This window comes from Aliiroseovarius salicola, assembly GCF_027891095.1.
In the GTDB taxonomy this organism is placed as follows: domain Bacteria; phylum Pseudomonadota; class Alphaproteobacteria; order Rhodobacterales; family Rhodobacteraceae; genus Aliiroseovarius; species Aliiroseovarius salicola.
Genome location: NZ_JAQIIO010000005.1, coordinates 211,988 through 238,190 on the forward strand (window position 1 = coordinate 211,988; position 26,203 = coordinate 238,190).

The 26,203-nt window shown below is 56.9% G+C and carries 25 protein-coding genes and 1 tRNA gene; 5 read left to right on the forward strand and 21 right to left on the reverse strand.

What is annotated here, in order from left to right; all coding sequences use genetic code 11:
* Nucleotides 1-20: 20 nt before the first annotated feature.
* The 4 genes from O2N63_RS11445 to O2N63_RS11460 form a co-directional block, all read right to left on the reverse strand.
* Complete coding sequence (locus tag O2N63_RS11445; RefSeq protein WP_271054403.1) at nt 21-176, reverse strand: hypothetical protein; 156 nt, start codon at nt 174-176, stop codon at nt 21-23.
* Nucleotides 177-399: 223 nt separating this feature from the next.
* Nucleotides 400-1,785, reverse strand: coding sequence for a cytochrome P450 (locus O2N63_RS11450; RefSeq protein WP_271054404.1), 1,386 nt, complete (start codon nt 1,783-1,785; stop codon nt 400-402).
* Nucleotides 1,782-3,023 carry a hypothetical protein gene (locus O2N63_RS11455; RefSeq protein WP_271054405.1) on the reverse strand — a complete coding sequence of 414 codons (1,242 nt, stop codon included), beginning with the start codon at nt 3,021-3,023 and terminating at the stop codon, nt 1,782-1,784. Before O2N63_RS11455 ends, O2N63_RS11450 begins: the two co-directional genes overlap by 4 nt.
* A gap of 70 nt (nt 3,024-3,093) precedes the next feature.
* Nucleotides 3,094-3,846 (reverse strand): cytochrome c biogenesis CcdA family protein, encoded by a 753-nt coding sequence (locus O2N63_RS11460; RefSeq protein WP_271054406.1) that lies wholly within the window; start codon nt 3,844-3,846, stop codon nt 3,094-3,096.
* Between the two features lie 78 nt (nt 3,847-3,924).
* Between O2N63_RS11460 and O2N63_RS11465 the strand changes: the two genes are divergently transcribed.
* Nucleotides 3,925-4,188, forward strand: coding sequence for a sulfurtransferase TusA family protein (locus tag O2N63_RS11465; RefSeq protein ID WP_408629813.1), 264 nt, complete (start codon nt 3,925-3,927; stop codon nt 4,186-4,188).
* Between the two features lie 88 nt (nt 4,189-4,276).
* On the opposite strand, the gene O2N63_RS11470 is transcribed toward O2N63_RS11465, so the two are convergent.
* Together O2N63_RS11470 and O2N63_RS11475 are read right to left on the reverse strand one after the other, a co-directional pair.
* Nucleotides 4,277-7,285 (reverse strand): ribonuclease E/G, encoded by a 3,009-nt coding sequence (locus O2N63_RS11470; protein WP_271054407.1) that lies wholly within the window; start codon nt 7,283-7,285, stop codon nt 4,277-4,279.
* Nucleotides 7,286-7,937: 652 nt separating this feature from the next.
* Nucleotides 7,938-10,478 (reverse strand): penicillin-binding protein 1A, encoded by a 2,541-nt coding sequence (locus tag O2N63_RS11475; protein WP_271054408.1) that lies wholly within the window; start codon nt 10,476-10,478, stop codon nt 7,938-7,940.
* A 245-nt stretch (nt 10,479-10,723) separates the two neighbouring features.
* On the opposite strand from O2N63_RS11475, the gene O2N63_RS11480 reads away from it, so the two are divergent.
* Entirely contained in the window at nt 10,724-12,547 is a 1,824-nt protein-coding gene (locus tag O2N63_RS11480; protein WP_271054409.1) for a M3 family oligoendopeptidase, read from the forward strand.
* 76 nt (nt 12,548-12,623) lie between these two features.
* On the opposite strand, the gene O2N63_RS11485 is transcribed toward O2N63_RS11480, so the two are convergent.
* From O2N63_RS11485 to O2N63_RS11520, 8 genes are all read right to left on the reverse strand, one after another.
* Nucleotides 12,624-13,016 (reverse strand): nuclear transport factor 2 family protein, encoded by a 393-nt coding sequence (locus O2N63_RS11485; RefSeq protein ID WP_271054410.1) that lies wholly within the window; start codon nt 13,014-13,016, stop codon nt 12,624-12,626.
* 301 nt (nt 13,017-13,317) lie between these two features.
* The gene (locus tag O2N63_RS11490) at nt 13,318-13,983 is read right to left on the reverse strand and encodes an SMI1/KNR4 family protein (protein WP_271054411.1); all 666 of its coding nucleotides are present in this window, start codon (nt 13,981-13,983) and stop codon (nt 13,318-13,320) included.
* A 42-nt stretch (nt 13,984-14,025) separates the two neighbouring features.
* A complete protein-coding gene (locus O2N63_RS11495; RefSeq protein WP_271054412.1) occupies nt 14,026-14,295 on the reverse strand; it encodes a DksA/TraR family C4-type zinc finger protein in 270 nt (89 codons plus the stop codon).
* 104 nt (nt 14,296-14,399) lie between these two features.
* Nucleotides 14,400-15,965: a sulfatase-like hydrolase/transferase gene (locus O2N63_RS11500; protein ID WP_271054413.1), complete on the reverse strand. Its 1,566-nt coding sequence runs from the start codon at nt 15,963-15,965 to the stop codon at nt 14,400-14,402.
* Between the two features lie 62 nt (nt 15,966-16,027).
* Complete coding sequence (gene rpoH / locus O2N63_RS11505) at nt 16,028-16,921, reverse strand: RNA polymerase sigma factor RpoH (RefSeq protein ID WP_271054414.1); 894 nt, start codon at nt 16,919-16,921, stop codon at nt 16,028-16,030.
* Nucleotides 16,922-17,189: 268 nt separating this feature from the next.
* Nucleotides 17,190-17,747, reverse strand: a complete 558-nt coding sequence (locus tag O2N63_RS11510; RefSeq protein WP_271054415.1) for a sugar O-acetyltransferase — start codon at nt 17,745-17,747, stop codon at nt 17,190-17,192.
* A gap of 180 nt (nt 17,748-17,927) precedes the next feature.
* A complete protein-coding gene (gene cls / locus O2N63_RS11515) occupies nt 17,928-19,355 on the reverse strand; it encodes a cardiolipin synthase (protein ID WP_271054416.1) in 1,428 nt (475 codons plus the stop codon).
* Between the two features lie 7 nt (nt 19,356-19,362).
* The gene (locus O2N63_RS11520; protein ID WP_271054417.1) at nt 19,363-20,397 is read right to left on the reverse strand and encodes an RluA family pseudouridine synthase; all 1,035 of its coding nucleotides are present in this window, start codon (nt 20,395-20,397) and stop codon (nt 19,363-19,365) included.
* On the opposite strand from O2N63_RS11520, the gene O2N63_RS11525 reads away from it, so the two are divergent.
* The gene (locus O2N63_RS11525) at nt 20,396-20,722 is read left to right on the forward strand and encodes a DUF6476 family protein (RefSeq protein ID WP_271054418.1); all 327 of its coding nucleotides are present in this window, start codon (nt 20,396-20,398) and stop codon (nt 20,720-20,722) included. The genes O2N63_RS11520 and O2N63_RS11525 overlap by 2 nt on opposite strands.
* Nucleotides 20,723-20,845: 123 nt before the next feature.
* On the opposite strand, the gene O2N63_RS11530 is transcribed toward O2N63_RS11525, so the two are convergent.
* Nucleotides 20,846-20,922, reverse strand: a tRNA-His gene (locus tag O2N63_RS11530).
* Between the two features lie 143 nt (nt 20,923-21,065).
* Here O2N63_RS11530 and O2N63_RS11535 point away from each other — a divergent pair.
* Nucleotides 21,066-21,290, forward strand: coding sequence for a DUF6324 family protein (locus tag O2N63_RS11535; protein WP_271054419.1), 225 nt, complete (start codon nt 21,066-21,068; stop codon nt 21,288-21,290).
* Nucleotides 21,291-21,408: 118 nt separating this feature from the next.
* On the opposite strand, the gene O2N63_RS11540 is transcribed toward O2N63_RS11535, so the two are convergent.
* From O2N63_RS11540 to O2N63_RS11565, 6 genes are all read right to left on the reverse strand, one after another.
* Nucleotides 21,409-21,879, reverse strand: a complete 471-nt coding sequence (locus tag O2N63_RS11540; protein WP_271054420.1) for an MmcB family DNA repair protein — start codon at nt 21,877-21,879, stop codon at nt 21,409-21,411.
* Between the two features lie 387 nt (nt 21,880-22,266).
* Nucleotides 22,267-22,590 carry a hypothetical protein gene (locus O2N63_RS11545; protein WP_271054421.1) on the reverse strand — a complete coding sequence of 108 codons (324 nt, stop codon included), beginning with the start codon at nt 22,588-22,590 and terminating at the stop codon, nt 22,267-22,269.
* Between the two features lie 148 nt (nt 22,591-22,738).
* Nucleotides 22,739-23,206 carry a transcription antitermination factor NusB gene (gene nusB / locus O2N63_RS11550; protein WP_271054422.1) on the reverse strand — a complete coding sequence of 156 codons (468 nt, stop codon included), beginning with the start codon at nt 23,204-23,206 and terminating at the stop codon, nt 22,739-22,741.
* Nucleotides 23,203-23,754, reverse strand: coding sequence for a 6,7-dimethyl-8-ribityllumazine synthase (locus tag O2N63_RS11555; protein ID WP_271054423.1), 552 nt, complete (start codon nt 23,752-23,754; stop codon nt 23,203-23,205). Before O2N63_RS11555 ends, nusB begins: the two co-directional genes overlap by 4 nt.
* Nucleotides 23,755-23,756: 2 nt before the next feature.
* On the reverse strand, nt 23,757-24,887 hold the full coding sequence (ribB, locus tag O2N63_RS11560; protein WP_271054424.1) for a 3,4-dihydroxy-2-butanone-4-phosphate synthase: 1,131 nt from the start codon (nt 24,885-24,887) through the stop codon (nt 23,757-23,759).
* A gap of 148 nt (nt 24,888-25,035) precedes the next feature.
* On the reverse strand, nt 25,036-25,674 hold the full coding sequence (locus O2N63_RS11565) for an NYN domain-containing protein (protein ID WP_271054425.1): 639 nt from the start codon (nt 25,672-25,674) through the stop codon (nt 25,036-25,038).
* A gap of 166 nt (nt 25,675-25,840) precedes the next feature.
* Between O2N63_RS11565 and O2N63_RS11570 the strand changes: the two genes are divergently transcribed.
* Nucleotides 25,841-26,197, forward strand: coding sequence for a DUF6122 family protein (locus O2N63_RS11570; RefSeq protein WP_271054426.1), 357 nt, complete (start codon nt 25,841-25,843; stop codon nt 26,195-26,197).
* The last annotated feature ends 6 nt before the right edge of the window (nt 26,198-26,203 follow it).

Consider the following 26,203-nt stretch of genomic DNA (forward strand, 5'->3'; position numbering starts at 1 on the left):
GATGGGCAATCGCCCTTGGATCAATCTTCTTTGGGATACAGAGCCACACGTAGCCTTTCCGCCCGAACCCGTTGAATTCGCTCTTCTTCGCTCATCGGCTTACCCGCCTTCCCGGGTTTTAGAACGTCGCCAAACATCTTTTCCATCTCGTCACGTGTTACCATTGGATCAGACATATTTCCTCCTATGGATGATGCTTTTTGTGATGGCTTTTTCATAGCACTTTAATGCTCCCATTTCGGCACCATTTGGTCACGTCAATCCGTTTTCACGAATTCAACATGCCGCCCCCTTCTGCGTACAAAAATGGACCACGTGGTCATATAGATCTTGGGGAATAGTTGTTAAGTTCTCCCCCCCCTCTCCCAGAGGGAGGGGAGGAGTTCAAGCGCTACTTCGTCAATGCGCTGATCGCGGGGTCAGCCTGAGCCAGATGCCGTCTTTGCCCCGCACCGTCAAATGGGCAACCGGCATGGCAGGGCGATCTTTCACCAGCTCAAACCGATAGGCCCGCACCATTAGTGACAAGATCAACGGCCCCTCAATCATTGCAAATGCGGACCCCGGGCAAACCCGCTGGCCGGAGGAAAACGGATAGTAGGCCACGCGCATGCTTTCTTTGCCTTCAGGGGTCGAAAACCGTTCCGGATCGAACTCATCCGGCCGGTCCCACAACCGCTCATGGCGATGCGCGTGCCAGGGACTGAGCACAATCTGGCTGCCCTTCTTCACCTTGCGTGCCCGAAATTCCTCTGGGCAGGCCGCCTCGCGTACCATCATCGGAACGGGTGGATAAAGCCGCAGAGCTTCGCGAAACACATCGCGGGACAGGTTCAGCTTCGACATGGTCGAAAAATAGATCTTCTCTGGATCAATTGCCGCCTCTGCCTCTTGCGCCACGCGGTCCTGCCACTCGGGATTAAGCGCCAAAAGATAAAGCGCCCAAGCCAGTGCCGATGCGCTGGTCTCATGCCCTGCAAGGAAGAAGATTGCCACCTGATCAACCATTTCCTGCGTATCAAACCGCTTACCGGTTTCCGGATCTTCCGTGGTCATAATCTTGGTGGCGAGGTCATCCGGTGCGCTGCCCGCTTTGATCTGCTCCATCCGCTCAGTGGTGAGCTGTGTGATCAAGGCGCGGATGTCCCGGGCGGTTTCCCGGGTCTGGCGGGAATGGAATCGAGGAAACCACTTTGGCAGGGGCAGAAGCGCCCCCAAATTGACCACCGGCTGTGCGCGCTGATGATCCCTGAACCGCTCGAACACCGCCCCGGCAACCTTGTGTTCGATGGGGATTGAGAACAGAGTGCGAAAGATCACATCCGCCGCAGCGTGGCTGGTTTGTATTTCAATTTCGACAGGTTTCCCATCCGCAAGCGGCGCCAGTCGTTTGACCGCGGCCATGCCTGCCTGCCACATGGCGGGATAGATCTCACGGAGCCGCCCCCCTTCGAAAGCGGGATCGATAATGCGGCGCTGCCGCTTCCATGTCTCGCCGTTGGTGATGAATACCGAATTCCCCAAAAGTAGTGCAAGACCTTCACGAATCCGATCAGACTTGGGGAAATCATCAGGCCGCCCTTTCAGCACCAGATCAATCAGCTCGGGATCATTGCACAGGTAGCTACGGAAAAACGGTGTGCGAAATTCCGCCATCCAAGCGCGATAGAGCCGTGCAGGCTGGGCTGACAAAATATCCTTGCGAAACAGCTTTGTATACTGGCGCAGAGACACTCGCCCTGCCCGTGATGGGGGTTTGGGGGGCAGATGCGGGCAATCGCTCATGGGGCCATACTCGTGTATTTCGATACGGAATGGTCAATGCGGCTTTTTGAGGGTTTTCGGTTTTTATACCGTTCTGACAGGCTTTTGGGACCCGCAGTGATTCGGAAATAATCATAGTCACCGGGCTTGTCGAACGCACAGAGATACTGGAAATGCAGACGGAAGAACCGCCATCTGAGGGTTTTCCAGCGCGCCGGGCTGAGGGTCTGAGAGAAGGCTGCCGAGAACACGATGGGCCATCGTTTCCCCTCTGGCGCAACCCCCGACACCGAAACCGGATCGCAAAGCGCGAAGGCGCAGCCATCCCCCGGAGCGGTCACGTCAATCCAGGTGATCTGGTCCGACTGGCTCAGATCATGCAGGTCTCGGCGCAATCGCCAGGCGTCCGGCAGGAAGCTGACCATCGGCACCACTTGACCAAGCGTGAGAAATCCCAGCTTCGGTCCGTTTACCGGCAATCGGCCATCTCGTAACAGATCCGCCAGAATGGACACGCCCAGATGCGCGCCAGAACTGTGACCGACAACCAGAACTTCATCCACGTCACTTTGCAGGGCGGTTGCGATCTGATCGGCAAACTCCGCCATCCGTGCCTCCAACTCGGGTGGGTTAGCCCCCTTGGTCGCGGCCGAATAGCTGTAGTCATGCATCAGGTAGTAGACGTAAAGCCTGTTATCGATCCCGCGAAACCAGCGCAGGGTCACAATCACGATGGCGAGCCCGAGTGCAAGCCCCACAAGCCCGCTTGTGGCCCCGATCCACGGCCTCAGACCCAAAGCCGTCACCCCACCAAGAATCCACCCCGCAAGCAAGGCCAGCATCAGTTGCAAAAGCAACATCCCAACCGGGTAGAGTGCGGCAATCACAGGCCCTTTGCGCAGACGCATCAAGCGCCAAAGCGCGCCGGACGCGGTATATGTCCAGGCGGTGCGCAGCATCATCAGATAGGTTTGCACAATGTTGGTGTTCATGCTGTCACGAACGATATCGGACCAGACGAGCACGTCAAATTCAGCTTCGGTTTCAAAGCCATCCATCCGGCCCGTGACCTGCCACCCATAGGTGCTGGTGCCCTGACGTCCAATCAGGTCAACCTTATAACCAGAAATCTTACCCTGCCGGGCGCTTTCCGTGCGATAGAGTTCGCGATAGCGGCGGGGATGAATTGGGTCATAGCCGGGAATGTAAAACACTCTCCGTCTGTGGATGTCCTGCCCGTTCAACACATTTGTCACCATCTACCGGCTTCTTCTTCAGGCAGAGGATAGCGATGGAACACCGTGGAGGTAAGCCCCGATTGAATTTGGGTCAGCCCAAAATGGCCAATGCGGGGAAGGTCTCGAGCAGCCAGTAGGAGAAGGACGAGAAACCACCGGTGAGAATCAGCAGCCCGATGGTCCAGAGCAAGAGCCCCATGATCCGCTCGATCCGTTCCATATTGCGTTTCATGAACGCCATCAGCGGCCCCATACGCGGGAAGAAGGCAGCCACCAGCAGGAAGGGAATACCAAGGCCCGCAGCATAGACCGCAAGCAGGAATGTGCCATGCGATACGGATCCTTCGGTCGCAGCCAGTGACAGGATCATACCCAGCTGTGGCCCGATGCAGGGCGTCCAGCCAAAGGCAAATGCCAGCCCCAGAAGATAGGCACCAAAAGCGCTTCCGCCCTGATCGCCTGCTTCAATCCGAGCTTCGCGATTCAGGAAAGGGATATTGATCACACCCAAGAAATGCGCTCCGAACACCATCACAAGAACTCCTGCGAAAGTGTTGAAATAGCTCTGATTTTGCAGAAAGAAAGAACCAAAGACAGATGTCGTGAAACCCAAAAACAGAAACACTGTCGACAAGCCGAGCACAAAAAATCCTGCTGTCAGGATCACCTTGCCATGTCCCTTGCGCCCATCGTTCATCTCGCTCATCGATACGCCCGACATATAAGCCAGATAGGGCGGCACAATCGGCAGCACGCAGGGGCTGAGAAAAGACAGGACACCGGCCACGAGGGCGACGATCATTGCGGGTACGAGCGATGCGTCTATAAGATCAATTCCGAACATAGTCTTCACATAGGGCAATGTGTGAAGAGTGTCACCTGCCAGATGGTCACATAAGCGCGAACGTGATGTGTGTGCCTTATGGACAGCGGGACGCGTGCGACTTATGTGAAAGACATGACTTATGACGACACTCTTGATGCCATTGGGCTGCTCTGCCCCCTGCCCGTCCTGAAGGCGCGCAAGCGTTTGAAATCCATGGACAAGGGTCAAGTGTTGCGGCTTGAGGCAACAGACCCCGCAGCGGTGATCGACGTGCCGCATTTCTGTGCAGAGCAGGGACATGATTTTCTGGGGGACGAGAGCCAGAACGACGTCACACATTATTTCATCCGCAAAGGCTGACAAATCGTCTCGATTGTGGGGCGTGCAAACGAAAAAAGCCGGGCAGATCGCCCGGCTTTTCTGATTTTCAGTTAACGCCTTCGTCAGGTCAGCGGTTCAGCGACCACCACCCTTTGCGCTTCGGCTTGGGCGGCTCATCCGATTTTGCCTCTTCCACCGGTGCAGGCTCGACAGGGGCGGCCTCGGCAGGCGCGGCATCCGCAGTTTCCAGAACCGGCTCAGGTTTAGCCTCTTCCACCGGAGTTTCAGCGACAGCCTCGGCAACAGGTTCCGCAACAGGGGCTGGCTCGGCTGGCGCCTCAGCGGCCTTGTCCGCCACAGGTTCAGACGCAGCGACCTCTTCGACCTTTTTCTTGCGAGGCGCACGCTTGCGCGTGGTCTTCTTCGGCTTTTCTTCTTCCGCAGGGGCGTCTGACGTGGCATCGCCGTCGGTCTTGGCCTCTGCCGCCGCGAGATCTTCGCTAACCGGTTCCTCGACCTTTTTCTTGCGCGGAGCGCGCTTGCGGGTCTTCTTCGGCTTTTCTTCCTCAGCAGATGCCTCTGCGTCAGCGTCAACAGGTTTGGCCTCTTCTGCAGCAGCTTCACCTTCCGGCTTGGCCTCTTCAGGTTTTGCCTCTTCCTTTGCCTCTTCGGACTTTTTCTTGCGAGGCGCACGCTTGCGCGCAGGCTTCTTCGCGGGTTTCTCCTCGGCCTCCGCCTCGGGTGCAACCTCTTCGCTATCTTTCACCTCTGCCGGAGCATCCGCGGCCTCAGCAGGCTTGTCCTCAGACGCCCCATCCTCGGCGGCGTCAGCGGCATCAGAAGCCTCTGCATTGACCTCAGCCTCTTCACCATTGCCTGAACCACGGCGACGACGGCGACGACGACGACGCTTCTTGGGCTTTTGTTCCTCTTCACTTGCAGCGGCTGGGGTTTCTTCTGCAACCACTTCCGCGTCTTCCACCTCGTCGATCTCGCTCATCAAGGCAGCATCGGCGGACACCACCGGGGCCGCAGCCTCGGGCACCACACGGGTTGCCGTTTTGAACTTCTCGATGGCGAAATCAGGTGAAATCAGGAATGGATCGGCCTCGATCCGCACCGACATGCCATAGCGTGCTTCGATCTGGGCAATATGCTCGCGCTTATTGTTCATCAGGAAGTTGACGATACCGACGGGCGCCTTGACCAAGGCTTCACGTGAGCGACGACGCACCCCTTCTTCTTCCAGCTGACGCAGGATGTTGAGCGCAAGGTTATCATCCGAACGAATGAGACCCGTGCCGTGACAGTGATTACAAGGCTGTGTCGTTGCCTCGATCATGCCGGGGCGCAGACGCTGACGCGACATCTCCATCAGGCCGAAACCCGAGATACGGCCAACCTGAATACGGGCGCGGTCTGTCTTCAGCTTGTCCTTCATCCGCTTTTCAACGGCGGTGTTGTTGCGGCGTTCATCCATGTCGATGAAATCGATCACAATCAGACCCGCAAGGTCGCGCAGACGCAGTTGACGTGCAACCTCTTCCGCTGCTTCAAGGTTGGTCTTAAGCGCGGTTTCCTCGATCGAACCTTCTTTGGTGGCCCGACCCGAGTTCACATCAATCGCCACCAGCGCTTCGGTTACACCGATCACGATGTAACCGCCTGATTTCAGCTGTACCGTCGGGTTGAACATGCCCGACAGATAGCTTTCCACCTGATAGCGGGCGAAAAGCGGCATCGCGTCGGTGTAATGTTTCACGTTCTTCGCGTGGGACGGCATGATCATTTTCATGAAGTCCTTGGCGGTGCGATAGCCCGCAGCGCCTTCGACAAACACTTCGTCGATCTCACGCGAATAGAGGTCGCGGATCGTGCGTTTGATCAGGTTGCCTTCTTCATAGATCTTCGCAGGCGCAATGCTCTCCAGCGTGAACGAACGGATTTGTTCCCACAGGCGTTGCAGATACTCATAGTCGCGTTTGATCTCAGTCTTGGTGCGTTTGGCACCGGCAGTCCGAATGATCAGACCCGCACCTTGCGGCACGTCGATCTCGGCGGCAATGTCCTTGAGTTTCTTGCGGTCAGTTGCGTTGGTGATCTTGCGGGAAATCCCGCCACCGCGCGCGGTGTTGGGCATCAGCACACAGTAACGACCAGCAAGCGACAGATAGGTGGTCAGGGCGGCACCCTTGTTGCCACGCTCTTCTTTCACAACCTGCACCAGCATGATCTGGCGCACTTTGATCACTTCCTGGATCTTGTAGCGTTTCGGGCGCGGCTTGCGGCGCGGACGGATCTCTTCCGAGCTGTCATCGTCGGCAACACGCTCGATCTGGTCATCCTTTTCGGAGGCGTCCAGCGGGCTGTCCTCGTCTTCGTCCTCGTCATCATCGTCGCTGTCATCGGAATCCGAAGCAGCGTCGGTGTCGCCGGCGTCTTTGCCATCAGCTTCAGGAGCTTCTTCTTTCGCGTCGTCAGCTTTGGGAGCGTCAGCCTGATCATCCGCAGGCTCTTCCGAAGATGCATTCTCGTCTTCTGCAGCAGGGTCTGACGTTGCTTCCGCGGGCGCCTCTTCAGTCTTAGCCTCTTCTGAGACGTCGTCCTTGGGTTCCGCTACCGGGGTATCTTCGACCAGATCCATTGGCGAATGGCCCTCAAGCGTGTCGGCGCCACCTGCATCCAGGTCGATCACATCCATGCCGGAAACAGCCTCATCTGCCGGGGTTTCCACCTCTTTGGTGGCCACAGCATCTTTCGACTTGGTCTCCTCCGCCTTCGACTTGGACCGCGAACGGCGGCGGCGGCGGGGTTTGGGTTTTTCGTCTTCAGCGGCCTGCGCTTCGGCATAGGCGCGTTCTTCTTCTAAAAGCGCCTCACGATCCGCGACCGGGATCTGGTAATAATCCGGGTGAATTTCTGAAAACGCCAGGAAACCATGGCGGTTTCCGCCGTAGTCCACAAAGGCCGCCTGCAAGCTGGGTTCAACCCGCGTGACCTTTGCCAGGTAGATATTGCCTGCTAGTTGACGTTTATTTTCCGATTCAAAGTCGAATTCCTCGACCTTGTTGCCGTCGACCACAACAACGCGGGTTTCTTCCGCGTGGGTGGCGTCGATGAGCATCTTTTTAGCCATAATGTCTTTCTGCACCCGTCATCTGGCGCACGTCCCAACCTGTTACCGGGGGGGCGCGCGTTTCGGGAGGGGTGACTTGTAAGGGCGAATTGATGCAGGGGAAATGGCAACGACAACAGGGGCATCTGCCCCTGATCCGATTTTTGCTCTGTCCTCACACGCATCATCGCGTTTCTTCTCCGGCGCCGACGGCCTGCCCGGTTGCGGTCTTGCCGCCCGGTGGCCCGCCCGGCCCCAATTTCAAGCCGCACCCGTTTCTGCGGATGTGGCGATGTATCCGACCGGAGCACGTTCCATTTGCCGTGCGCGTTCCCGATCTTCAATTCCTACCACGAACGGGGGGTATTCAGCTTTTTTCAGCAAACCTACCCAGACGTGGCGCTCTCGGTCCGTTCCTTCCGGTTTCCCGACCCGAGGCATGTTCTTGCCCGATTGGCCTGACCTTTGGAGGAACAGCGAAACTGTCATGTGGGGGGGCGCAAAACAGCGGCCCTCCGCAGATTGAACATATGGGGCATGGGGGGGGAATGACAATGGGCAAAATGCAGCGAATGGGTGCATTTCACCATTTACGTGAACACGGGGCACGCGATGCGCCCCGTTACACGTCAAATTCACCTGAAACCTTCGCCGAGGGATCAGAATTGCGTGATCAGTATTGCCCACCGGAAGACAGCGAGCCGAAATCGGCCTTGTCCGGCACCACCACCTTTGTTCCGGTGGAAGTGGTCACCACGGACCCTTGATTGTTTTCGGTCGGCGCAAAGAGCGGCAGGTTCGATCCCATCGCGAAGCCACCATCAAACATAACCCCAAAGAGCGGCTCTTCTCCGTCGCGGAAATATTCTGCCACCACGTGTTCACCCGATGCATCCTGAGGCAAACGCGCGCCGGTCAAACGGTCAATCTTGATGAAGTGCCCCCCTTCGGGCACTTTGAAGGCACCGCCGCCATATTCCTTGATCGCTTCTTTCATGAAGCTGTTGAAGACCGGGCCGCACATGCCGCCGCCAGATGCCCCGGGCATGGTGCGCGGACGATCATAGCCAATGTAGCAACCTGCCACGATGTTCGAGGTGAAGCCAATGAACCAGACATCACGCGCATCATTGGTGGTGCCGGTTTTGCCGGCGGTTGGCACACCCAGATTGACAGTCCGCGACGCGGTGCCCCTGCTGACCACCCCGGTCATCATCGAGGTCAGCTGATAGGCGGTGATCGCATTCATCACCCGTTCGCGATTGGACTGGATGCGCGGGGCCGATCCATCAGCAAGGCTTGGATTGGCGCAATCCACACAATCGCGCTGGTCATGGCGATAGATCGTCTTGCCCCAGCGATCCTGCACCCGGTCAACCAGTGTCGGCTCTACCCGCTCGCCGCCATTGGCAAACATCGCGTAAGCCGCGACCATCTTGAACAGGGTAGTCTCTTCAGAACCAAGCGAGTTGGCAAGGAACGGGTTCATATCATCATAGACACCAAACCGCTCAGCATAGGCGGCCACCGTATCCATGCCGATTTCCTGCGCCAGTCGCACGGTCATCAGGTTTCTCGATTTCTCAATACCGGTGCGCAGCGGGGTCGGTCCGTAAAACTTGTTTGACGCGTTTTTAGGGCGCCACACCCTGCCACCGCCCACTTCCACTTCAATCGGCGCGTCAATCACAATCGTTGCTGGAGAAAACCCGCTGTCCAGCGCCGTCGCATAGACAAATGGTTTGAAGCTTGAACCCGGCTGGCGCGTGGCCTGCGTGGCGCGATTGAAAACACTGTCCTGATAGGAAAAACCGCCCTGCATCGCAATCACCCGGCCGGTGTTCACATCCATCGCCATGAACCCGCCCTGTACTTCGGGCACCTGGCGCAGGGTCCAGCGCAGGAATTTACCCTCTTTGTCGAGCATCCGCCGCACATGTACAACATCGCCCGCTTGCAGAAGGTCTCTCGCCACACGCGCCTTGCGCCCAAGTTTGCCGCTTTCAGGATCGCGACGCCGCGCCCAAGTCACATCCTTGGCAGAGATCCAGTGGCCATCTTCATCATCTTCAACGCCCTCAATCCCGATGCGCGCGTCCTTGTCGCCCAGCCGGAGCACAACGGCGGGATACCAGCCCTCAATGTCGCGTGGGAATTTGGTATCGGCAAGAGCCGCACGCCAAGCAGACCCATCCTCAAGCTGATCAAGAGGGATGGTCACGCCTGTCGGGCGCCATACGCCTTGATTGCGGTCGTATTTTTCAAGTCCTTCACGCAGCGATTTCGCGGCATTTTTCTGTAAATCCGGGTCCACGGTCGCACGCACCGTCATGCCGCCGGTAAAGAATTCCTCTTCCCCGAAATCGCGCGACAACTGACGGCGGATTTCATCACTGAAATAGTCGCGCGCGGGCAGCGCCTGACGGAAGGACGGGAAATCGCCATTTTGCACGGTTCGAAGCGGCTTTTCGATCTCGGCCTCATAGGACGCCTGTTCGAGGTAACCGTTCTGATTCATCTCACGCAGCACATAGTTGCGCCGCTTGGTCACACGATCCTTGGCCCGGACCGGATGGTATTTGCCCGGCGCCTGCGGCATCGCCGCCAGCGTTGCTGCTTCATGCGGGGTCAACTCATCCAGCGTCTTGTTGAAATAGGTCTGGGCGGCGGCGGTCACGCCATAGGAATTCTGCCCCAGAAAGATCTCGTTGAGGTAAAGCGCAAGGATCTGATCTTTATCCAGCGAGTTTTCCAGCCGCACCGACAGGATCAACTCTTTGATCTTGCGCTCGGCAGACCGTTCCGAAGACAGAAGGAAGTTCTTCACCACCTGCTGCGAAATGGTTGACGCCCCGCGCAAACGCCCGCCCCGCGCCGCTTCGATCGCCGCGGCCACGATGCCGCGCATGTCAAAGCCCTTGTGATTGTAGAAATTCTTGTCTTCAGCCGAGATGAACGCGTGCTTCACCAGATCCGGGATCTCGTCGGCGGCTGTAAACAGACGGCGCTCCTTGGCAAACTCATCCATCAGGTTGCCTTCACCGGAATAGACCCGGCTGATCGTCGCCGGCGTGTAGTTCGACAGCTGCTCATGGCTGGGCAGATCCTGAGAATACATCCAGAAGATGCCGCCAATCACCAAGGCTCCCACAAAAACACCAAGGGTGATGAATGTGAAAATTGAGCCAAAAATGCCAAGAATGAATCGGATCACGCGCGCCTCCGGGGTTGTGCACATCTTCCTATAAAGGGCGGCTGCGCGGGGGTCAAAACCCCCGAGGGGGGAAAAATCGGCCAATTTACGCCCCTTTGATCGGATTTCTGCCACCGAAGCAAGCGCTTGCCCTTAGGTTAACTTGCAACTTTCAATTCCTCCGCGATCCCCTTCCCGAAAAAGGGGCAATTGCATCCCCCAGCCCCCACGCCTATGTCTTGATCAACAGATTTTCCGGAGGTTTCATGTTCCATCCCCTTCCCTTCCCCGTTCTCGATGCAAACGCTGGCTCTGGCGACAATGCATTTGGCGACCTGCCCGACTGGGATTTGACCGACCTTTACACTGACCCAGATGCCCCCGAACTTGCCCGCGACCTTGACTGGATTGACACGACCTGCGCGACTTTTGCCGAGAAATATCAGGGCAAGCTTGCCGATCTGGATGCCGCCGGGATGTTGGACTGCGTTCTGGAAGATGAAAAAATCACCATGATCGCCGGGCGCATCATGTCCTTTGCTGGCCTGCGCTATTATCAGGAAACCACCGATGCGGATCGGGCGCAGTTCTTCCAGAACTGCCAGGAGCGGATCACTGTGGGCACCGCCCCGCTGGTGTTTTTCACCTTGGAAGTTAATCGGCTGGACGACGACCTTCTGGCTGGTTGGTTCAATGAAAATGATGGGCTCGCCCGTTACAAACCGATCTTCGACCGGATGCGTGCCCTGCGCCCGCACCAACTGTCCGATGAGCTGGAACAGTTCCTGCACGACAAGTCTTCGGTGGGATCGTCGGCGTGGAACACGCTCTTTGACGAAACCGTCGCCGGGCTGATGTTCACCGTGAATGGCGAAGAGCGCAATCTTGAAGCCACCGCCAACCTGCTGACCGAACATGACCGCCCCACCCGCGAGGCGGCGGCCCGCGAAATTGCGCGTGTGCTCGGTGAGAGCATCAAGCTCTTCGCCCGCGTGCACAACACGCTCGCCAAGGAAAAAGAGATCGAAGATCGCTGGCGCAAGATGCCCAGCCCACAAACCGGCCGCCACCTGTCAAACCATGTGGAACCGGAGGTGGTTGAGGCGCTGCGCAATGCCGTGGTTGCTGCCTACCCGCGCCTCTCACACCGCTATTACGAGCTGAAGCGCAAATGGCTGGGCCTCGACGTGATGGAAGTCTGGGACCGCAACGCGCCCCTGCCGCTGGAAGACGACAAGCTGGTGACATGGCCCGAGGCCGAGAAGATCGTGATGGGCGCCTATGCCGATTTTGATCCGCGCATGGCTGAGATCGCAAAGCCGTTTTTTACTGATGGATGGATTGATGCAGGTGTGAAACCCGGCAAGGCCCCCGGCGCCTTTGCCCATCCCACCGTCACTGACGCACACCCCTATGTGATGTTGAACTATCTCGGAAAACCCCGAGATGTCATGACCTTGGCCCATGAACTTGGCCATGGTGTGCATCAGGTTCTGGCCGCAGGTCAGGGCGAACTCCTGTCCTCAACCCCGCTGACACTGGCCGAGACCGCATCCGTGTTTGGCGAGATGCTGACCTTCCGCAAACTCTTGTCCGAGGCGAAATCCAAGGAAGAGAAGAAAGTGCTTCTGGCAGGCAAAGTTGAAGACATGATCAACACCGTGGTTCGCCAGATCGCGTTTTACGATTTCGAATGCAAATTGCACGAAGCCCGCGCCGGGGGAGAACTCACCCCAGATGACATCAACGCCCTGTGGATGTCAGTGCAGGCCGAAAGCCTCGGTGGTGCGTTTGACTTCATGGACGGTTATGAGACCTTCTGGTCCTACATCCCGCATTTCGTCCACTCACCGTTCTACGTCTATGCCTATGCCTTTGGCGACGGCCTCGTGAACGCGCTTTATGCGGTTTACGAAGAAGGCGACGCAGACTTCCAGGACAAGTATTTCGACATGCTCAAGGCGGGTGGCGCGAAACACCACAAAGACCTGCTCGCTCCGTTCGGGCTCGACGCCTCCGACCCGAAATTCTGGGACAAGGGCCTTTCCATGATCGAAGGCTTCATCGATGAATTGGAAGCGATGGAGTAAGCTCACACCCCGCAAACGCCCCGCGGCTTTGACTGTGGGGCGTTTCGCCTGCCATCACCTGTCGCCCTACCGGGGCTCAGAGCCCCTCAACCTGTCGCGCATAATCCTCGGCATTGAACCACCCCCGAGAAGATTTGACCTTCAGCGCGTCATCCAACTCCCATTCCTCCCAGCCCCGAATGGTCAAATGATGGCCTGTTGTTGCGTCATGGCCCGCAAAGGTCCACACGAAAACAGCGTGTGAGCCGGAAAGCCGGATATCATCACAGCTGAGTATCAGATCAGGCACATCGGCATAAAAACCCTCAGCCATTTCCTGAACGCGCGCGCGCCCCCTCCAGGGTTCACCTCTGTTGATTATGATCTCACCGTCTTCGGCAAAAAAAGACGCCACGGCCTCGGCAGATTTGGAGTTCCAGGCCGCCGTATAATCAGCCGCTATTTTGCTTACCGCCATTAGGTCAATCATCCGCCCCTCCATCTGATGACTTCGACGAGTATCGCATGACGGGGCAGATTCACCAAAATGGGCTGCGATCCCTTTGCAAAATGCAATCATTCCTCACGTGCAGAAAGAAGGCGCAGGATCATCTGGTGGTGTATTCCGTGCTCACGCCACCTTAAAAATCACATGTCGCTTCTATCCGATTAATAACGACATCTGACTTTTGCTTTGCTAGATACTCAGTTCGTGGCAACAGTTGCTTTGCCATTCGCAGGGGAGCCACAGGCGCGCAATATTTTACCTGAAATAATCCCTTCAACTTTCTCTATATGCCATCAGAATATGCGCGTTCCTTGTCAGCTTCTTCAGCCAAAGCTTCCCAGCCATCCGTCTTTCCGGGAAGGTGTTTTACACCAGTAAGCAGCTTCCCTTGCGCGTCATAAAGTGACAATTGGCGTAAAACTTCGCTTTGCAGGAAGTCCTCAAACGACACCCATCGAGCACCGATAAGGTCGGCATCTCCATGATACATTTCCACTTCACCGGTTGATGACAGATAAAGCAGTCCTTGCGACGACCGTTGACCGCTCACCGCTCCTATTCCTAAATGCCCAGCGGGGACATATTCAGGACGCTCATATACGTTCTGATACACAAGGCTAATAGGTTGACCAATCCCTGGACCTGACGTGCACGCCGAGCTGTAAGTCGTCCCATGCAAACTCAGTTCTCCCAGCCTCATGCCATTTGTTTGCAGCAAGAATGCTCGGTAGGCTTCGGGGATAAACCGATCACTCTCAGCTTCTGCCAATTCAATCCCTTTGTCATCCAAGCCTGCATAAAACGTGGCGAGATAGGCAAAGGGCGCAACATGGGGAACATGACCGGTTTTAATCGCCCCATTCGCTCCTTCGACATGCCCCAATGGGTCAAGTTTACCACGAATTTTGGATTTCATCTCTAAAACGATGTCGGAAATACTATTGGTCATGGGGTAAAATTTCTCAGAAAATTTTCACTAAAACGCCGGGCATCACTTCAATTGGCTGTCCTTCGACCCGCGACGATTGAATCCCGGACGCGCATTGAAGGCCGCGTCGCGTTCGCGCACGCAGTCGATGCAAAGTTTCACACCGGGAATCGCTTCACGCCGCGCTTGGGGGATTTCTTCTTCGCATTCGGCGCAATGGGTAAAGCTTTCACCCACCGGCTGCGCGCGTGTTTTCATCCGGGCCAGTTCATCCGACACCGACGCTTCGATCTGTTCGCTTACCGCGCCATCGCGCGCCCATCCGCCAGCCATAACACTCTCCATTCCTGATACGTCAAATCCTGACACATCAAATTCCTGCGGCCTGAGCTAATGTTGACGAAGGTTCGGTGCGATTTCAATGCCTGGCTTTGGTGTCAGTCATTCGCAACCTGATCACCCCCCCACAAATGGCTGACCAGATCGGCATCCATGCGCAGGCGCTGGCGCATGAGCCAGTCGCTCTGGCCCTCTACCCAACTAGGGTTTTCAGACAAAAGTGACACCCCAAGCCCAGCCCGGTGGGCATCAGATGGCAAATCCATCATTTCCAGCAAGGTAGGAAATGCATCGATCATGGCGCCTTGTTTGCTCACCTCGCCGGGCGCGATACCTCCGCCCAGAACCATGAATGTATTTGTGCGGTCAAACTTGCTCAGATCCCAATAGGCACTGACCTTTGGATGCGCCAGATGATCCGACAGCAGAACAATCAGCGTGTCCTCGGCGGAAACAACGTCCTGAGCGGCCTTTACGAATTGAGACACCAGCTCGGCGGTGCAGCGCACACCCTCCAGAATATCATCCTGCTCGATCGCCGTGTGCTCCCCGCGGCATTCTGATGCCAGTTCCGCAGCAGGACCATGGGTGCCAACCGTCAGCAGTGACAGAAAATAAGGGGTGTCGGTTTGTTCAAGCTCTGACAACCGGTCCAGTGTGGCGTCCAGCAATTGACCATCAAGGACCCCCCAGTTGCCCAGATCATCTGCGCCACCCGCAATAAGCTCGTCGATGTCATGAATATGCCCAATCCCATGTGTTTCGAGAAAAGACCGCTTGCCAGCAAAGCTGGCGTCGGACCCCAGAAACATTTCGGTCACATATCCCCGTTCCGTCAGAACATCACCAAGACAGGTCACGCCGGGCATGTAAGATTGCGCATTATCAATCCGGTTGCGACTGGCAAATCCGCGCGGGACTAGCGGCACACCGCATTGCGACGCCACCAGACCGGCGCTTGTCCAGGCGGTCAGCGGCATCTGCGCCACACCAGTGAAATTCAGGGCTTCAGGGGCAAGCTGCGCGATCTTTTGATAGGCATTCTCAAATAGGTCAGGCTTGTCATATGTTGCTTCGATCCCCTCGAGATAAATCAGCACAAGGTTCTTGCCAGCCGACGGCTGCGACACCCTCACCGGTGCAAGATCAGACAGCACGCGGGGTTCTTGCCCGGACACAACAAAATAAGCATACATCCCAGCAGATTGAACAAAGGGGTTTACGGCCACCAGCCCCGTTGCTGCGAAGGACAGCCAGGCACCAGCTTTGGGCAATCTGCGAAATAGAAACCAGACCGAATGTAAAAGACACGCCACCACCACCCCGCCTGCCAGAACCGGAAGAATGGTGCCTGCGGGCATCCCTTCCTGCACACCTTCCTGCATGTGGTAAAGCAGCGCTGAAAGAGAAAACCCACCGAAATACTGACGCAGCACCAGCCATGGGAACAAGAACAACGCCCCCACGCCGTAAAAGATCACGGGCCAGCGGCCAATCCGTTGATGGGTGGGATGAAGCGCCAGCAATGCGCTGCCGTAAATTACCGGCAGCACGCCCCCTGCAATCATCAGGTGTTGCGGCTCCACCAGATCCGCCAGAACCGTGGCAACAATTCCAACGAGAAGGGTGAAGACTACGCCGGTATATCCTGCAAAACGGATCAAGGTCTTCCCTCATGACAGCTTTGTGGCCCGCATCACTTACGGGCCATCAATGAGGGACAGGTTTATCCTTTAATCAAACCCTTTTCCAGAGCCAGTTCCTGCATCCGTTTCTGCAGTTTTTCAAACGCGCGCACTTCGATCTGGCGGATCCGTTCGCGGCTCACGTTATAGACGCCGGACAGGTCCTCCAGCGTCACCGGGCGATCCTTCAGGCGGCGCTGTGTCAGGATATCCTTCTCCCGATCATTCAGAACCTCCATCGCCTCAGTCATCATGTCACGACGCACTTCCAGCTCGTTGGCTTCCGCATAGTCGCCCGCCTGATCGGCGTCTTCATCCTCAAGCCATTCCTGCCATTCCATCGCCCCTTCGCCGTCGGCAGAAACCTGCGCATTCAGCGAAGCATCGCCGCCGGACATGCGACGGTTCATCGAGATGACTTCTTCTTCCGTCACATTCAGATCGTTGGCAATCCGGGCTACATTCTCCGGGCGAAGGTCGCCATCTTCCAGCGCACCAATACGTGCCTTGGCCTTGCGCAGGTTGAAAAACAGTTTCTTCTGTGCCGAGGTCGTACCCAGTTTCACAAGCGACCACGAGCGCAGGATATATTCCTGAATGCTCGCACGGATCCACCACATGGCATAGGTGGCCAGACGGAAACCCTTTTCCGGGTCAAACCGTTTCACCGCCTGCATCAGACCCACATTCGCCTCGGAAATCACCTCGGCCTGTGGCAGGCCATAGCCGCGATAGCCCATGGCAATCTTGGCGGCGAGACGCAGGTGCGAATTCACCATCTGGTGGGCGGCATCCCGGTCCTGATGATCCACCCAGCGTTTGGCCAGCATATATTCGGTTTCCGGTTCCAACATCGGGAATTTCCGGATTTCCTGAAGATAGCGGTTCAACCCCCCTTCGGGCGTTGGTGCGGGTAGATTTTTATAGTTGCTCATCGTCTTTATTGGCCCTCCTGGCCACGTATCGACCTGAAAATCAGGCCAAACTCTTCCTGTCAGCCCTCGAATGTATCAAGGCTTAACATCGAGATAGTGCGCGCTCTTTCATCTTTCAAGTGCGCTATACAAATTATGTTAACGCTATATGACGCGCCACGCACTGGTTGTGAAGCACTCTCACGGCTTCGTGCATAAGGTTACAGGAAACTAGGTAGGTTCGGTTGATCAAATAGGACAATGGACGATCCCGCTCATGGTCCGGCCATCACGCCTTTCTGTCGATCGGTCGCGCCGGGTTGCCGACAACGACCTGCCCCGCCGCCACGTCTTTGGTGACGATGCTTCCCGCGCCAACAACCGCCCCCTTACCGATTGTGACACCCGCCAGAATGATCGCCCCACCACCGATCCAGACTTTCTCGCCGATCCATACGGGCCTTGCGATCTCCAGCCCTTCAACACATCGCTTCACGGGATCCTGATGGTGTTCGGCGCAGTAGATCTGTACATTTGGCCCAAGCGCACAATGATCGCCGATCTTCACCGCAGCAGTGTCCAGAATGGTACAGCCCGCATTCAGGAAAACCTCTTCCCCAAGCTCGATATTGATACCGTATGCGCAGTGAAATGGGGCTTCGATAATGGCACTTTTCTTAGCCGTAATAAGCTGCCGAAGTTTCGGGCCTACTTTGCCACGAGTGTCGGGATGCAAGCTATTGTGCTCATGGACCGCTGACCGCGCCACGACCCGAAGCGCCTCAAGCTCGTCATCGACACAGTTGTACCAATCACCGGCCACCATCTTTTGTCGTTCTGTTCTCATGCCAATCAAAGCTCCGTGCTTATCCCGAGGGACTTTCGAAATCAGACGTATTCGAAAATCCTGAAGCCCAATTCGATGAGAGGCTCGGGGACTGATAAGTTCAAGCATATCGCCTGGCCGGTAAAACCCAAAATCCGGCGCGGCCCAACATCCTGCCAAATAGCAGGACGGGTGGTGCCCCTATAAAAGCGGCGCCATGGTCCCCACCGCGTTGACCATCAACCGGCGCAGGCGGGACCAGTCTTCGACGTCCTGGCGCAGAACCGGGGTAGACGCGTCCTGAAATGCGTCCTGCTGGGTGCGGATTTCCCCGGTCAATTCGGGGTCAAGCAACATCAAAGAATTCTCGAAATTCAGATCAAAACTGCGCCGGTCCAGATTGGCGGAGCCAATCAATGCCACCTGCCCATCCACAGTTATCAGCTTGGCGTGCAAAAGCCCTCCGTGAAACTCGTGGATTTTCACACCGGCCCGCAGAAAACTGTCGAAATAGCTTTGCGAGGCAAGGCCCACCACCCAGCTGTCGTTCTTCGCCGGAAGATTGATCCGGACCCGCACACCACGACGCGCCGCCGAGCAGATCTGCCCATGCAACGCTTCGGACGGAACGTAATAGGGCGTGGTGATCACCACCTCTTCTTGAGCGGAGGCCAAAAGCATCTGAATCATGTCCGGCACGCCTTCATGGGTCTCGACGCTCCCCGTACCGGCCATGACACTAACAAATCCACCTGCTTCCTCTTCCGGGATGTGGTCAAGCAGTTCCGAAATGTCTTTGCCACCATGAGCCATCCAGTCACCGATAAACAAGCGTTGCGCCTGCCACGCCACGGGGCCATCGATACGCAGCATCGTGTCGACCCAGGGCGCATATTTGGCTTTTATGCGGAACTCGGGATCAGCGCAGTTCTGGCTGCCCACATAGGTGACATGATGGTCGATCACCACAATTTTTCGGTGGTTGCGGATATCCAGTCGCTGATAGAGGGCGGCGATGAGCGGGTACGAGATATCAAAGGCCACGACCTGCTCGATCCCGGCCTCTGCCATGTCGCGCCATAGTTGGTGTGACAGGAGCTTGCGCGAGCCAAGCCCGTCGACAATCACCCGCGCCGCAACCCCTCTTCTGGCGGCCGCCATCATCGCTTGGGCCACCCGCGTTCCATTGTCATCGGGCAACCAAATATAGAAGAGCAGATGAGCGTGATCCTGTGCCGCTTCGATATCAGCCACCAGCCAATCAATCGCCTCATTGCTGTCAGCGGTCAGCTCGGCCCTGTTCCCGTCCACCGGTTGAAACCCATTGATGGAGGCAGCGCGGGCAAAGCTCTGAGCGTAGGGCACAGGCAGATCCGGCGCAATGGGCGCAGCGGCCGGTAAGCGCGGCAATTCCTTGCGCAGATGCGTCAGCCTGCGGTCCATCCGCCAACTGGCGCTTGGATCCCCAAAGAAGAAATAGGCAATGATCCCGATGAAAGGCAGCGCCATGATCACGGCAACCCAAGCCAGTCGCGAGGCGGGTGCGCGATGCGCCCGCGTGATGGCACGCACCACCACGGATACGTGCAGCAGAAAGAAAAAAATGGACCAGATCAGTGTCCAGTTCATATGGGCCCTACCCGTTGCGCAACACCTCTATCAAGGTCAGCATATCCTCTGGAAGGGGCGCGGCAAAGCTGAGTTTTTCCTCTGATACCGGGTGTTTGAAGCCCAAAGTCGCCGCATGCAGCGCCTGACGTGGAAACGCGCGCGTCGCCTCAATCGCTTCAGGACCGATGGCCTTGGCGTTGAGCTTGCGCCGTCCACCGTAGGTCGGGTCACCGATCAGCCCGTGTCCCGCATGGGCCATGTGCACGCGGATCTGGTGGGTCCGTCCGGTCTCAAGCCAGCAATCCACCAGCGCCGCCTGCCCCGGCGTGCCAAAGCTTTCGATAATCCGCGCACGTGTGACCGCGTGGCGCCCGCCCGAAAACAGCACCGCCTGCTTTTGCCGATCAGTCTTGTGGCGCGCCAGCTGGGTGGTGATCTTAAGGATATTGCCCGGCTCGAAACTGATGCCTTTAAGCCCGTTCAGCCGCGGATCTGCCTGATCCGGCACCCCATGCACGACGGCACGATAGTGCCGTTCCGCCGTGTGCTTTTCAAATTGCGCCGCAAGCCCGTGATGGGCTGCATCCGATTTCGCCACAACCAAAAGCCCAGAGGTATCTTTATCGATCCGATGCACAATGCCCGGTCGCGCCACGCCGCCAACCCCGGACAGCTCTCCACCAAAATGGTGCAACAGCGCATTGACCAGAGTGCCCCCGGGCGAGCCCGGCGCCGGATGCACCACCATACCCGCAGGTTTGTTCACCACGATCAGATCCTCGTCCTCGTGAACGATATCCAGCGGGATGTCTTCCGGTCCGATATGGCTTTCCTCGGCCACGGGGACCGAGATCAACAGCACGTCGCCCACTTCGACCTTGCCGCGCGGATCGGTAATCACCTCACCGCCCCGTGTAATGGCACCTTCTGCCAGCAGCTTGGCAAGACGCGAGCGCGACAGCGCAGCTTCTTCTGGCACATCACGCGCAATCGCCTTATCAAGACGCTTGGGCGGGTTTTCCGCAATGACGACTTCGATCAGGCGCAAAGGGGCCGACATGGACAACTCTCCTCAGGACGAAACCGGCGCGGAACACACCGTATTGGATGGCACCGTCCGGTTTCTGAAAATTCTGGTGACCACCCTGACGGCGACCACAATCATTGGTCTCATAGTGCTGATCACGGTGATTGTCATGCGCTTCCAGCAGGAAAATGTCGTTCCCCTGCCTGATGAGCTGGTTTTGCCAGCTGGCGTGACCGCAACCGCCGTGACCCGGGGACCGGGCTGGTTTGCGGTGGTGACGGACGATGAACGCATCCTGATTCTCGAACCCGACGGGCAAACCATCCGCCGGGAAGTGTCGATTTCGAACACTGAGTGACCCTTGCAACCCATTGGAAACAGACGACTTCATCGGCTTTCAACAAAAAAAGGCGCCACCGGATCAAACCAGTTAGCACCCTTCTGTCCTCTCCGCATCATGCCCTATTGGGCAGCGGGAAGGTGGTACCGACACCCCGGCTCGAACGGGGGACCTCTTGATCCACAATCAAGCGCTCTAACCTACTGAGCTATGTCGGCACGTGGGATGCGTCATAAACCGAGCTTTCGGTCTGCGCAAGAGGGAGAACTTGAAAAAGTTGTGAAAGATCCGTAACCCGACAGACAAGGAATTCACGCGGCCAGAACACAGGCCAGTACACGGGCCAGACAAAGGACACGTCATGGGTATCAACGACGAGAGTGACATCGAAGCCAACCTGCAGATCGGGCCAACAACCGACGGAATGGTGCGGCTGTTTGTAGAAGGCAGCGGGATTGAGATCCCGATGGATTTCGACCCGGAAGAGGCAGAAGAGATTGCCGAGGAATTGCAGGCGGCAGCGTCTCAGGCCCGTGCAATTCTGCAGTCCGCTGCGGATAAGGGCGGCAAAAAGAAAAAACGCTGAAACTGCAGATGTCGGGTGAGGGGCGCTGCCCCCTCGCAAGGCAAGCTTGCTCACCCCGGGATATTTGCAGTCAGAAGAAAAGGGGCGCAGGCTTTAAGGCGCCCTATTTTACAAAATATCAAGAGGTTGAGATAAGCGCCGCGACACCGGGGTCGCGAAACGCTTGCAGGCGGCGGGCGGCATGGGTGGCGAATTTCTGCACCATCACTTTGCGCCGAGCGGCAGCGAGTTTGTCTTCTGGCGCCATGCGGATGATTTCCGCATCATAGCCATCGGCGATGATCAGGCCGGTGCCATCTGGCAGGAGTTCTGTGGGGAAACCTGCATCCACCGCCCAGAAATAGCGGTCGCACCATTCCAGATAGCCCTGCCATTTCTTATCGGAGGTGAAATCTTCGCGGCTGGATTTGCACTCGATCACCCAGATCTCGCCTTTTGGTCCCAGCGCCATGACATCGACGCGTAAGCCACGGGTGGGGATCAGTTCTTCGACCGTGACGAACCCATGTGACATCATATGACGGCAGACACCACGGGCGAGGATCTGGCCGGGCTGTGTATGAAACGTGGTGATGTCCGAGCTCTGCATGCCTTCATGTGAACAATTCATGAACATTTTGTCAATGGGCCGTTCGCCCCCTTGTTATCTTCCTCTTGCAACGCCCGCCCGCAAACCCTATTTAGGCGGAGGCGGTTTCTGCCCTTTTCGTCACAAGCGGGTAATATTCCGGTGGCCTTAAGCATTTCTGAGGGAGCTGGCTCTGTCATGGCCGTGGCCACGTTACCTGGCGCCCACCTGTACATACAGGTCCTCAGGAATTCAGACCCCGACGACTGTGAGCGGTTCCGCCGACCCTCCCCCTTTTTCCTGGTAACGACAAAAGCCCACCAACTGGCGGGCCATTAAAGAGTTTGAAGAATGGATGCACGCTCCTTTAAAGAGTTTAAGCTTTGCCCAGACAGCCCTTTAAAGAGTTCAACGTTTTACCGGGTGGCGCTGCGCGGCCTTAGTGACCTCAACCCGCACCGGAATATCGGTGGCGACCGGAATGCGTTTTCCGCCTTTCGGCGTTTTGTCATCATCCCCCAAGCGCATAATCACGAAGGCGAATTGTACGCCGGAAAAGACAATCCCGTTGAACATGAACAGCATGATCAACGCGACCCAGCCCATGTCGGAAGCCGAGATCAGGTGCCAGAGGTTGGCCACATTCATGTAGAGAAGAGCCGCCACAAACGCTGCCGACAAGGCAAATCCGATCAACACATGGGTGATGTAGAGGCGGACAAGTTTGGGCATGGGGCAATCCTTCATGGGCTCATACCCCTACCCTAACAGGACAATGGTGAAGGGAAAGTGGCACGAGGTCGCACAGCATCATAAAATGGTGAACAAAAGAAAAAAGCGCCCCAAGGGGCGCTATTCACATTCACCGTAATGTCCTGTTTTAAAAGGCGTCCGGACGAGCTTCTCGGGCCATATGATCAAGCACCGCATTGGTGAATTTCGGTTCATCTCCTTCCGGGAAAAAGGCACGCACCACGTCAACAAACTCGGTAATGACCACCTTTGGCGGGGTATTGCTTTCGACCAGTTCAGCACCAGCCGCGCGGAAGGTGGCCCGCAGGGTCGGGTCGATGCGCGCGATTGGCCATTTTGCCACCAGCGCGCGGTCGGTCATCTGGTCGATCTTCGCCTGATGGTTCACAGCGTCCTCGACCAGCTTGCGGAAGAGTTTGCTGTCGCCTTCCACCATGGTGTAGTCGTCAAATTCCTCGCCAAAGCGGAAGTCTTCGAACTCCACCTTTACCCGATCCACGGTCTGGCCGGAGGCTTCCATCTGAAACAGTGCCTGCACCGCGAACAGGCGGGCTGCTGATTTCATTTGACGTTTCTGGTTGCCGGAGAGCGTCATGCCGTTGGGGTATCCTCTGTATCACCTGCAAGGCGGATGCTGTCCGTGATGGGCTTGAACCCGATCCCCTTGCTCGAAGAGCCCCATTTGCGCGAAAGCGCGATGAGATGCAAGGCCGCAGCGGCTGCACCACCACCTTTATTTTGACCCTCGACCTCAGCGCGCACTTCGGCCTGCTTGCGGTTTTCCACGGTCAGGATGCCGTTTCCGATGCAGATTCCATTCAGGCCCATCATCTGGATCGCGCGCGAGCTGTCATTGCAGACCGTCTCGTAATGCGTTGTTTCACCACGGATAACGCAGCCCAGCGCGACATATCCATCATAGTTCGACAGACGTTCGGCGATGGAAATCGCGGTGGGAACTTCCAGTGCTCCGGGCACTTCGGCCACATCCCAGGTGCCACCCACGGCTTCGATTTCCGCCTTGGCGCCCGCCACCAGATTGTCGGCGATATCCTTGTAGTAAGGGGCAACGACGATCAGGATCTTCACCGGCTTGTCAAATTCCGGGCGCGGCAGGATGTAGTGTTGTTCAGCAGCGGCCATGATCAATCCTCTTGAATGGGGCGGGTTGCGGTGATGTTCAGCCCATAGGCGTCCACGCCCACATAACGGGTATCGGGGCTGTCGGTCAAAAGCACGAGGTCTGAGAGGCCCAGCGCAGACAGGATCTGCGAGCCAAGACCAATATTGCGCACGGTGCCGGGCTCTTCCTCGTCGCGGGCATAAAGCGTCTTGCGTGGCTCGCGGAACAGGCAGACAACGCCCCTGCCCTCATTCGCCACGATCTGCATCGCGCGCGGCAACTCGTCAGCCGGTTTCGGCCCCATGCCCAGCACGTCCTGCGATTCATTCAGAGCGTGGGTGCGCACCAGAACCGGATCGGCCGTGGTGATATCCCCTTTGATCAGCACAACATGCTCGATGTCATGGGTCAGGTCGGTAAAGATCCGCATTTCCCATTCGCCACCGAATTCCGAGGTGATCGTCTCGTGACCTGTCTCGCGCACAAGATTGTCGTGACGGCGGCGATAGGCGATGAGATCCGAGATCGTCCCGATCTTCATCCCATGTTTCTTGGCAATCTCAACCAATTCCGGCAGGCGTGCCATGGTGCCGTCTTCATTCATGATCTCGCAGATCACGCCCGATGGGTTGCGACCGGCCAAACGGGCAATATCCACGGCGGCTTCGGTGTGGCCAGCGCGGACAAGCACGCCGCCATTCCTCGCCCGCAGCGGAAACACATGGCCGGGGGTCGCGATCTCGGCCGGACCATTGGCCGGGTCGATTGCGGTCGCCACGGTCAGCGCACGGTCGGCGGCAGAAATACCGGTCGACACGCCTTCGCGGGCTTCGATTGAGGTGGTGAAAGCCGTTTCGTGACGCGATGAGTTATGCATGGACATCATCGGCAGACCGAGTTCTTCAATTCGGCGTGCTTCCATAGGCAGGCAAATCAGACCACGGCCATAGGTTGCCATGAAGTTCACCGCTGCTGCATCACAGGCATCCGCCGGGATCACGAAGTCTCCTTCGTTCTCACGGTCTTCGTGGTCCACCAGAATGAAGATCCGTCCCTTGCGGGCCTCTTCAATGATTTCTTCGGCGGTGGCGATGGCGTCCGACAGGCTGGCCTCAACCGGGCCCGGCGTTTCATAGGTGGTGCTCTCGCTCATGTCAGGTTCCCCAGATGGCAATTCCAGTGCAGTTGGCCCGCAATACCGTAGCGATGCAGCCATGGAAAGACAAAACGCGACGTTTTAGTCGCCCTGAACGCGCAGTGCCCCTGCGTATATGCGCAAATGGGAAGTTGATGACCTACGATCAGACCTTGAGCTTGATCCGCGTTTGCTGACCGGTGCCTTCGATGCAGAACTTTTCGACATGAGCTTCGAAATACTTACGCCAGCTTTTTTGGTCTAGATCTGATACCGTAATTCCGAGTTTGGACCTCATGATCCCATTGACCTGCCCCATGAGTGGGGTCTCAGGAAGTGATTGAAATACGCCGATGATCCGTTGGTTAATTTCTTCCTGCGTAGTATTGATCCGGCACCACTCATTGCAAGACAACCTAAAATTTTCAGGCGCCTTTAACTCCCCCATGCCGACCACATGGATACCCCGTTCCCTCAGGTGCGCAGCGAGGTGAGAAAAATCACCATCTGAGCTGGCCAACACCAAAGCATCCAAACCGCGCTCAAGGCACAATTCGAATGCTTCTAGTGCGAGAGCTATGTCTGCGGCATTCTTACCAGTTCCTGTGTGAACAAGTTTGATACCTGGAGCGTCGTCCCAACCGGGAATACGTTTGGCATTACCGTAAACCCGCCGAACCGTCAGATCGCCAATTTTGCGTGCTTCGTGGATAATTTTTCCAGCTAGCGCACTCGAGATGTTCTCTCCGTCAATCATCAGCGCCACACGCCTTGCCGATGGCAATTTCACTTCGTCTTTCGGCATAATGAGGACCCATCTTCTGAATACATTTCAACAATAAGAAAAAGATAACCTGCCACCCCGACAATTCAACCCATGCTTGATATTTACTGGCAGAAATAACAAAGGGGGTTGCACCGCACAGGGAGGCGCGCGATGTGGGGCACTGAAAGGACGGCCGATGGAGCAAATGTTTGAGCTAGCGACTGGCCCATTGCGCCCTGTGATCCACTACGGGTCACATTTCCTTTTGCCCGTGCTGTTTGCTTGGCTGGTGTTCAGGTCGCAATGGAAGGTCGCGGCGCTATTGATGATTGCCACGATGGCCGTGGATTTGGATCACTTTTTGGCAACCCCGGTTTTTGACCCCGACCGCTGCAGCATCGGGTTTCATCCGTTACACGGTGGATGGGCGCTGGCTGCCTATGCGGCTGCTTTGCTGGCCGCCCTGCCCTTGCGCATATGGTGGCTGGTGGCCTTGGCTTTGGGGAGCATGTGGCATCTCGCAACAGATAGTCTGGACTGCGTGTTGGGCGGTATCTGGTAAGGCCGC

Bases quoted from the DNA above. Each gene is read 5' to 3' on its own strand.
- O2N63_RS11445 (WP_271054403.1), bottom strand. From the start codon at position 176: ATGTCTGATCCAATGGTAACACGTGACGAGATGGAAAAGATGTTTGGC.
- O2N63_RS11450 (WP_271054404.1), bottom strand. From the start codon at position 1,785: ATGAGCGATTGCCCGCATCTGCCCCCCAAACCCCCATCACGGGCAGGG.
- O2N63_RS11455 (WP_271054405.1), bottom strand. From the start codon at position 3,023: ATGGTGACAAATGTGTTGAACGGGCAGGACATCCACAGACGGAGAGTG.
- O2N63_RS11460 (WP_271054406.1), bottom strand. From the start codon at position 3,846: ATGTTCGGAATTGATCTTATAGACGCATCGCTCGTACCCGCAATGATC.
- O2N63_RS11465 (WP_408629813.1), top strand. From the start codon at position 3,925: ATGGACAGCGGGACGCGTGCGACTTATGTGAAAGACATGACTTATGAC.
- O2N63_RS11470 (WP_271054407.1), bottom strand. From the start codon at position 7,285: ATGGCTAAAAAGATGCTCATCGACGCCACCCACGCGGAAGAAACCCGC.
- O2N63_RS11480 (WP_271054409.1), top strand. From the start codon at position 10,724: ATGTTCCATCCCCTTCCCTTCCCCGTTCTCGATGCAAACGCTGGCTCT.
- O2N63_RS11485 (WP_271054410.1), bottom strand. From the start codon at position 13,016: ATGATTGACCTAATGGCGGTAAGCAAAATAGCGGCTGATTATACGGCG.
- O2N63_RS11490 (WP_271054411.1), bottom strand. From the start codon at position 13,983: ATGACCAATAGTATTTCCGACATCGTTTTAGAGATGAAATCCAAAATT.
- O2N63_RS11495 (WP_271054412.1), bottom strand. From the start codon at position 14,295: ATGGCTGGCGGATGGGCGCGCGATGGCGCGGTAAGCGAACAGATCGAA.
- rpoH (WP_271054414.1), bottom strand. From the start codon at position 16,921: ATGAGCAACTATAAAAATCTACCCGCACCAACGCCCGAAGGGGGGTTG.
- O2N63_RS11510 (WP_271054415.1), bottom strand. From the start codon at position 17,747: ATGAGAACAGAACGACAAAAGATGGTGGCCGGTGATTGGTACAACTGT.
- cls (WP_271054416.1), bottom strand. From the start codon at position 19,355: ATGAACTGGACACTGATCTGGTCCATTTTTTTCTTTCTGCTGCACGTA.
- O2N63_RS11525 (WP_271054418.1), top strand. From the start codon at position 20,396: ATGGACAACTCTCCTCAGGACGAAACCGGCGCGGAACACACCGTATTG.
- O2N63_RS11520 (WP_271054417.1), bottom strand. From the start codon at position 20,397: ATGTCGGCCCCTTTGCGCCTGATCGAAGTCGTCATTGCGGAAAACCCG.
- O2N63_RS11535 (WP_271054419.1), top strand. From the start codon at position 21,066: ATGGGTATCAACGACGAGAGTGACATCGAAGCCAACCTGCAGATCGGG.
- O2N63_RS11540 (WP_271054420.1), bottom strand. From the start codon at position 21,879: ATGCAGAGCTCGGACATCACCACGTTTCATACACAGCCCGGCCAGATC.
- O2N63_RS11545 (WP_271054421.1), bottom strand. From the start codon at position 22,590: ATGCCCAAACTTGTCCGCCTCTACATCACCCATGTGTTGATCGGATTT.
- nusB (WP_271054422.1), bottom strand. From the start codon at position 23,206: ATGACGCTCTCCGGCAACCAGAAACGTCAAATGAAATCAGCAGCCCGC.
- O2N63_RS11555 (WP_271054423.1), bottom strand. From the start codon at position 23,754: ATGGCCGCTGCTGAACAACACTACATCCTGCCGCGCCCGGAATTTGAC.
- ribB (WP_271054424.1), bottom strand. From the start codon at position 24,887: ATGAGCGAGAGCACCACCTATGAAACGCCGGGCCCGGTTGAGGCCAGC.
- O2N63_RS11565 (WP_271054425.1), bottom strand. From the start codon at position 25,674: ATGCCGAAAGACGAAGTGAAATTGCCATCGGCAAGGCGTGTGGCGCTG.
- O2N63_RS11570 (WP_271054426.1), top strand. From the start codon at position 25,841: ATGTTTGAGCTAGCGACTGGCCCATTGCGCCCTGTGATCCACTACGGG.